This window comes from Carnobacterium sp. (assembly GCF_040274425.1).
Map to the genome: position 1 here is coordinate 19661 of NZ_JBEMBC010000031.1, position 8112 is coordinate 27772.

Annotated in this window: 8 protein-coding genes; 6 read left to right on the forward strand and 2 right to left on the reverse strand. The window is 35.5% G+C overall.

What is annotated here, in order from left to right; translation table 11 throughout:
- Window positions 1-6: 6 nt before the first annotated feature.
- Together ABS911_RS07820 and ABS911_RS07825 are read right to left on the reverse strand one after the other, a co-directional pair.
- Window positions 7-846 carry a YitT family protein gene (locus tag ABS911_RS07820; RefSeq protein ID WP_350467122.1) on the reverse strand — a complete coding sequence of 280 codons (840 nt, stop codon included), beginning with the start codon at window positions 844-846 and terminating at the stop codon, window positions 7-9.
- Window positions 847-878: 32 nt separating this feature from the next.
- Window positions 879-1988 carry a M20/M25/M40 family metallo-hydrolase gene (locus ABS911_RS07825; RefSeq protein WP_350467123.1) on the reverse strand — a complete coding sequence of 370 codons (1110 nt, stop codon included), beginning with the start codon at window positions 1986-1988 and terminating at the stop codon, window positions 879-881.
- Between the two features lie 203 nt (window positions 1989-2191).
- On the opposite strand from ABS911_RS07825, the gene ABS911_RS07830 reads away from it, so the two are divergent.
- The 6 genes from ABS911_RS07830 (at window position 2192) to ABS911_RS07855 (ending at window position 8039) form a co-directional block, all read left to right on the forward strand.
- Complete coding sequence (locus ABS911_RS07830; RefSeq protein ID WP_350467124.1) at window positions 2192-2716, forward strand: DUF308 domain-containing protein; 525 nt, start codon at window positions 2192-2194, stop codon at window positions 2714-2716.
- 188 nt (window positions 2717-2904) lie between these two features.
- Window positions 2905-3879: a choloylglycine hydrolase gene (bsh, locus tag ABS911_RS07835; protein ID WP_350467125.1), complete on the forward strand. Its 975-nt coding sequence runs from the start codon at window positions 2905-2907 to the stop codon at window positions 3877-3879.
- Between the two features lie 152 nt (window positions 3880-4031).
- Window positions 4032-5495 (forward strand): PTS transporter subunit EIIC, encoded by a 1464-nt coding sequence (locus tag ABS911_RS07840; RefSeq protein WP_350467126.1) that lies wholly within the window; start codon window positions 4032-4034, stop codon window positions 5493-5495.
- A gap of 75 nt (window positions 5496-5570) precedes the next feature.
- The gene (locus tag ABS911_RS07845) at window positions 5571-5825 is read left to right on the forward strand and encodes a hypothetical protein (protein ID WP_350467127.1); all 255 of its coding nucleotides are present in this window, start codon (window positions 5571-5573) and stop codon (window positions 5823-5825) included.
- Between the two features lie 466 nt (window positions 5826-6291).
- Window positions 6292-7308 carry a N(5)-(carboxyethyl)ornithine synthase gene (locus tag ABS911_RS07850; protein WP_350467128.1) on the forward strand — a complete coding sequence of 339 codons (1017 nt, stop codon included), beginning with the start codon at window positions 6292-6294 and terminating at the stop codon, window positions 7306-7308.
- 245 nt (window positions 7309-7553) lie between these two features.
- Window positions 7554-8039: an MFS transporter gene (locus ABS911_RS07855; protein WP_350467129.1), complete on the forward strand. Its 486-nt coding sequence runs from the start codon at window positions 7554-7556 to the stop codon at window positions 8037-8039.
- Window positions 8040-8112: the final 73 nt, after the last annotated feature.

Sequence of the window (8112 nt, forward strand, 5' to 3'; positions counted from 1 at the left end):
TACTTTTTAACCCATTGGCAAATAAGTAAAGCCTAATCCGTGAACTTCTGAAACATTGTAAGCAATGACAAAAGCATCTTTATCAATTTTATCAACCAGCTTTATCACGGCTGAGTACTCTTGACTACTTACAACAATCATTAACATATCTTTTTCTCTTCCTGTATACCCACCTGAAACAGAAAATACCGTAATTCCGCGGCTAATATTCTTCAGTAATTTTTCTTTAATATTATCGATAGACTGTTCACTCATAATCAAAACGGCTGTTTTTCGTTTCAAACCAGTTTCAATATACGTCATCACGATTGAGGTAATGACTAAAGAAAGAATCGCCAATAAAAGCTCTTCCACACCAAAAACAAATAAATTAAAAATAACAATAACTGCATCTGTCGCTAACAATCCAATAGAAGTATTCAATCCAAAATACTTTTGAAAAATCAACGGTGGAATGGTTGTTCCTCCGCTTGAGGCTCCAATTTTATACAATATAGCTACACCTGTGGCAAAAATTGCACTTCCGAAAATCACTGATAATAACTGATCAGACGTGACCATTATCTCAGGTACTACAGCCAGAGAGATAGGCAACATAATACTACCAATTACTGTCCGAATAAAGTAAGGTCGTCCTAAAAAGAAAAAGGTAATAATCAACATAAAACCATTTAATACTAATACAACAACCGCCCGATCAATCCCGAAAACTTGTTCAATCAAAATCCCAATCCCGCTTACCCCTCCTGCTGCAATATGATGGGGTGCTAAAAACATATTGATACTAATCCCAATCAGAGCAATTGCCACTGCAACAATAGGTGTCTGTTTTATCAATTTAGTCACTTTTTTTAGCCTCTTTTCTTTAAAGAGTAAGCTTAATGAATTTGTTTTACTAATTCACAGGATAGTTCAACTGCTTTCATTAATTCGTTGATTGGCAAGTATTCATGCGTTGTATGAATCTTTCCATATCCGATTGACAAATTTAAAGCTTTTTTCCCATTAGCATTAAAAACATTAGCATCACTACCACCCCCACTACTATCATAAGCAACAGAACGCCCCACTTTTGAAATAGCTTGTGCAGCTTGTTTAACTAATTCATCTTCTTCCTCAAAATGATACCCAACAGACTTAGTATCGGTTGAAAAGTTAACTTCCCCGCCTAAATCGATACTAGCAATTTCGAATTGTTCGATCATATGGTTAATCTGCTCTTGGCATTTCGTTTGAGAAATTGAACGCGCTTCGGCCACAACTTTCACTTTATCCGCTACAATGTTACTTGCTACCCCACCATGAATTGTCCCAATATTTGCGGTTGTCTGAGAATCTAAACGACCTAATTTCATGCCTGCAATGGCTTTTGCAGCAATTTCAATTGCTGAAATACCTTTTTCTGGTTCCAGCCCAGCATGTGCTGTAACTCCATTGACTTCAACATTTAATCCCATTAAAGTTGGACTGTCCATTGTGATACTACCCACTGGACCTCCGTTGTCTAACACAAAACCATAATTTGCTGTCATCTTTGTCATGTCAAAAGCATTAGCTCCTACCAGTCCGATTTCTTCACCTGGAGTTAGAACAAATTCAATTGTTCCATGAGAAATGGCTTCTTCTCTGATCACTTCAATCAATTCCAACATGATTGCTATACCTGCTTTATCGTCTGCTGCTAGAATGGTTGTCCCATCAGAATAGATGACGCCTCCTAGAATTTGCGGATTTATTCCTTTACCAGGTGCAACAGTATCTACATGCGCTGAAAAAAATATTGGTGCTACATCTTGCTCACCTTTCAAGGTACATAACAGGTTGTTAGCTCCTAACCCAGTTTTTTCTATAGTGTCATCTTCGTAAACATCCAGTCCGAGGCTTTCAAATTTCGCTTTAAGAAACGCTTGAAACTTCCCTTCATCTTTAGCTTCAGAATCAATCTTGACTAACTCAATAAATGTATCAACAACTCGTTCATTCATCATTCTTATCCTCCTAATCTGTATGCACTCTTTTATATTTTATATTATGATAGCTTTCTTCTTTTTTCACCATCATTCTACCTCGCTATTTACAGCGTAATTACTTACTTGTTTATTTAAATGACACATGCAATCCTAATCCAATCAATTGACTTTATTAAAGCACAATTATAAACTCGCCGTATCAAGAGAGAGGAGAAGGACAAATGAGAAAAGAACGAATGAAATTTTTGATTCAAGGTATTCTCTTATTGCTTTTAGGATTTCTGTTTATGTCAAATCCCATCCGCCAAGGTTCTTTATTTCTAATGATTATCGGAATTGCACTTACACTTATCGGAATTGTCATTATCATTGATGGGATTTTTTTAACACAGGTCCTTAAATACAAATTGTTTCGTATAGCAGAAGGTATTTTATTTAGTGGCTTTGGTGTAGCCTTTTTTTTAAGAAACCCTGCCAGAGGAGCGGCTTTAATGATTTACTTTGTTGTTATCATGATGATTGTTTTAGCCATTGTAAATGCTATCGCTGTTTTCAAACTAAATCATAATATAAAGTGGTTGGCTATTGTGCTGAACATCCTAGTGATTTGGTTTGGGTTCCAATCCTTGCTCGACCCACAATTAGCAGTAGCTATTTTCTATTGGACAGTCTCCTTCCAATTAATTTTCACGGGTATCAACCATATTCTTATGTATTTTCTCTTACCTGACTTATCTAGCGTATAAAATGATAAAAACTCAGATTTTAACAAAGTCAGAAAGATTGATTTTATTAAAACTGAGTTTTTTGGTTAGTTCTTAAAGATGCAATGCAATTTTTTAACTTTTATTAGGTTAAACAGTCAAATCTTTGTATTCATAATCGTTTAATTGTACTATGACCATGTATTAAAAAAAATTAGGAGGGCTATTTTATGTGCACAGGTTTATCTTACACGAATGACACGTTTTATTTTGGAAGAAACCTTGATTTAGAATATACTTTAGATAATAAAGTTGTTGTTACACCAAGAGACTACACGTTTAAGCTACGCAAAGAAGAAGAGCTCACTTCACACTATTCGTTAATTGGTATGGCTATGGTAGTAGATAATTACCCTTTATATTTTGATGCAGTTAATGAAAAAGGCCTTGGAATGGGCGGATTAAACTTTGATGGTTTTGCAGTCTACCATGATGAGCAAAAAGGAAAAAAAAATATTACCCCTTTTGAATTTATCCCTTACTTATTAGGCAAATGTGCTACTGTCCAAGAAGCTAAAACATTATTAAAAAATATTAATCTAATCAATATTTCTTTTAGCGAAAAACTACAGTTATCGCCATTGCATTGGTTGATCTCAGATAAAGACAGTTCAATTGTTGTCGAATCAACAGCTGAAGGTTTACAAGTATATGACAATCAATTTGGCGTACTAGCCAACAATCCTTCTTTTCCATACCATAAATACAATATGAGTAATTACTTAAACCTTACATCAGAAATCCCAGAAAACCGCTTAAGTTCTAAGGTTGATTTAGATGTCTACAGTCGAGGAATGGGAGCTATTGGTCTTCCTGGCGATCTTTCTTCTCAATCAAGATTTGTTCGTGCAGCATATGCTCGTTTAAATTCAGTTGCAGACAAAACAGAAAATGCAAATGTTTCTCAATTTTTCCACATTTTAGACTTTGTAGCACAACCAAGAGGTGGAGCTATGGCACCAGAAGGAATTTATGAAATTACTCAATATTCTTCTTGTGTAAGCATTAAAAAGCAAACTTATTACTATAAAACGTATGAGAATAGCCAAATATGTGCAGTATCTATGAAAGAATTGCCTTTAAACTCCGCCGACTTATTTGTTTACGAATTAGAAAAAGATCAAGATATTAACTACACTAATTAAATGGTCAATTAAAACGTAAGCCTTGAAGGAACTAAGATAATTCTTAGTTTCTTCAAGTTTTTTTTGACTAAAAAAGCTTTTTAAATGACAGAATCAGCGTGATTATGGGATGATACACTTAAATACCATTTGAGGAAAGGAGACCATCAATCATGAACAATAGAAAAGAGGAACACCATGATTTAGCAACTACAATCATTCAGTTAGTTGGTGGCGAAGAAAACATTACAAACGTCATCCATTGTGTGACGCGTCTCCGCTTTTATTTGAAAGATGACACCAAAGCAAATGAAGAAGAGCTAACTCATTTAAAAGGCGTCTTAGGTGTAGTAAACGCTGGTGGCCAATACCAAATAGTCGTCGGTGCAGCAGTCGAAGATATTTATAAAGAAGTTGTTTCTCAGCTAGATGTCTCTGATAATCAATCACAACAAACAGAAACTGCAGCTCCTCCTTCTGAAAACCTTACCTCTTTTGAAAAAATTAAACATAGTGGAAATCAACTGATTGGGATTATTACCGGTTCAGTGATGCCCATCATCAATTTGCTTGCTGCTTCAGGAATCATAAAGAGTCTCTTAGCTGTATTGACTGCTTCAAATCTAGTATCTGATACTGGAAATGCTTATTTAATCATTAGCGCAATGGCTGATGCCGTCTTTTACTTTCTACCTATTCTTATCGGCTTTAATGCTGCCAAGCGATTAGGCGGAAATCCTCTTTTAACGGCTGTTATTGGTGGAATCATTATTCACCCTACTGTCCTTGAAGCGGCTAATAGTGGTATGAACATCTTATCTATTGGAACTTTTAATTTTCCTTATGTCTCGTATACGTACTCTATTTTCCCTATGATACTAGCTGCTTGGTTGGTAAAAAAATTAGAAGGTTGGCTAAAAATCTGGGTTCCAACGTTTATTCAAGCACTTTTGGTCCCCATTCTCATCATTGGAATCGTGGCTTCAATAACCTTCCTGGTTACAGGACCCATTATTACTTGGCTCTCGTTTGGTCTAGCAAATGGCCTACAAGCCTTATTAAGCCTAAATGCCCCCATTTTTGGAGCCGTCATTAATGGTTTTTACCAAATATTAGTTGTTTTCGGCTTACATTGGGGAATTATTCCTATCTATGTCAACGACTTTGCGACTTTAGGGTACAGTTACTTGTCAGCAATGGTGAGTATGACTATCGTTGCCCAAGGAGGAGCAGCACTAGCGGTAGCCGTAAAATCGAAGAAACTCGACTTAAAGGAGCTGGGTTACGCGGGAGCAGTTTCAGCTTTTTGTGGTATTACTGAGCCAGCAATTTATGGAATCAACTTACGTTTCCGCAGACCATTTGTGTGTGCCAGCATTGCGAGTGCAGTGGGTGGATTTCTGACAGGTTTATTTCAAGTCAATATGTGGAGTATTATTGGATCCGTTATCGGATTGCCTTCTTTCATTGATCCTGCAAATGGAATCACAGCAAACTTTTGGTATGCCGTCTTTGTCACAGCAGTTACATTGTTTTTGGCTTTTGCCCTTACGTATGTTTGGGGTTACAATGATTCCATGGTTATGCAAGAGAAACGTGCCAAGCCAAAAAATCCAGCAAAACAAAATATCGCTTAACCTAAAAGACTTTCAGAACCGTTTAACATGCGGTTCTGAAAGTCTTTTTGTGGAATTTTATTTGTTGTAAATCAGTTGGCGCGAGAATTTGATTCACTTGAAAAGAAATACTCTGCTATAAAGGAATCTGATAAACGACTCGCTAGACAATTGAGTCAATTACATGTTGCCAACTATCGTCCACTAGATTTGCCGAAATACAATTACACCCGTCTCAAAAAAGGTGTTATCTGCCCTCTTTGTTTTTCATTTGAACACATTGATACACGAAAAAACCGTATTTGTTCTTGTTTTGGTTATAAAGAAACAATTGTGGAAGCCATTAAGTGATCAGTAGAAAATTTTCATGTGCTATTTCCTGAAGTTCCAATGACAAAACATCTCATTTATGAATGATGTGACAAAATATATGATGAATAGCGCATCCAAAGAGTTTTCAGGCATTATTATAGTGCTCACGGGAGCTACAAATCAACTTATTACGAAGTAAACTCTCCCAAACTAATTAAATGAGTGGTTATGTTAGAGTTCATTTAATCAATAAAATAGCTATACTAATCAAATGAACATTAAGCAGTGTTCTCGTTTAACTAATAAAACAGTTTTATTGATTAAACGAGCACTATTCTAGACTTTCATTTGACTAAAAAATTAATCACAGCATGTCAAATCGTTCAAAATTCTAGTTCCTTTGCAACGCCTTACATCATCAACGTTTGTAACCGATTGCAATTAGTGCGATAATAAGGTAACATGTCCAGTTATTCTGTACATAATCAACTAGGAGGTTACGAACATGCACCACAAAAAATTAAAAACAATTGGATTTGTCAACAGTCACAAAACTGGTGAGAAGCGAATTGCTTTATTGCCTAAAGACATTACACGGATAAATCACAGAGAAGCTTTATTTTTTGAGGAAGGCTATGGAAGTGATTTAAATATCTCTGATACTGAGTATGCTGCATTAGGTTGTCAGGTTGTTCCAAGAGATGTTGCTTTGGAACAAGATATTATCTGTGATCCTAAAATTGGAGACTCTACTTTTATAAAAAATCTACGTCCAGGACAAACACTATTCGGTTGGGTCCATGCTGTACAGAGCAAAAAAGTAACAAATATATTAATAGCTAATGAACTTTCTGCTTATGCCTGGGAAGATATGTATGAAGATAATCGCCATTCTTACTGGCGCAATAATGAATTGGCTGGAGAAGCTGCTGTTATGCATGCTTATCAATTAAACGGGATTATGCCTTATGATACAAAAGTAGCTATTTTAGGGCGTGGTAATACAGCACGCGGTGCACAACGGATTTTAATTGGGTTAGGTGCAGACGTTAGAATGTATAACCGAAACCAAGAAAAACTCTTCCAAAAAGAAATGACCGAATTTGACGTGATCGTCAATGCGATATTATGGGATACTTCCCGTACCGATCACCTAATTTATCAAACTGATTTAAAACGATTTAAACCTGGTACACTATTGATTGATATCAGTTGTGATGAGCATGGTGCTATTGAAACGACTGTTCCTACTACTTTAGAACGCCCAACTTACCAAATTAATGACGTAACTCATTACGCAGTTGATCATACACCTACTATTTTTTATCGCTCTTCTTCAAGTGCTATCTCAAAAGAAACATATAAGTATATCGATGACTTAGTTGAAGGTCGTCCTAACGTTATTTTAGAAGATGCTCTAATTGTTGAACGAGGTCAAATTATAGATGAACGTATCAATCAATTCCAAAATAGAACAACACATCTTCAATTTATTGATTCTGATGAAAAAAATCCTGCTTAACTAATTTACTTGAACATACTCTTCAAAAGCTTCCCACTTCTTAAAACTAATCTATTAAAATAAACGATTAATAAACTGATGCGAATTCATATCAGTTTATTTTTCACTTAATTTCTTACTTGTATAATGAAAGCAATAACATAAACGTACAAAAATCATGTTTTCATAATAGTTTTCAAAAAAAAATGACTTCCTTACTTTTAATATGTAATGATGGTAGAGGACTTTTGAAAGGAGAACGCAAAATGAAGAATAGTAAAGTATTTTATGGATGGTGGGTCGTGTTAGGCGCAGCTATCGTACTAGCAGTGATGGGACCAGCTTCGGTAGCAGTGGCGAACCTTTTTCAATTACCTGTTACAGAAGAGTTTGGTATTAGTAATAGTCAATTTGCAATCAGCAATTCACTTGTATTAGGTGTAGGAATCTTCCTATCGCCGTTTATTTCTAAAAAATTAGCAACCGGGAATTTCAGATTAATTTATTCTATTGCAGTTATTGTTTATGCCCTAGCTTATATGGGCTTTGGATTAGCTCAAAATATTTATGTTTTTTATCTTTTATCTTTACTTGTAGGGTTTGGATATACAACGACAACCATTATTCCTGTCAGCATGCTGATGAATAATTGGTTTGTTAAAAAACGCGGTTTGGCATTGAGTCTTGCGCTATCTGGTTTAGGTATCGGGGGTGTCGTTTTCAGCCAAATTTTAACTCCATTGATCAATTGAACTGGTCCCTGTCAAGTAGACAGTGTAAAAAATAAAAACATATTTGTTTTAGACTTATGCTATGTGCATAAGT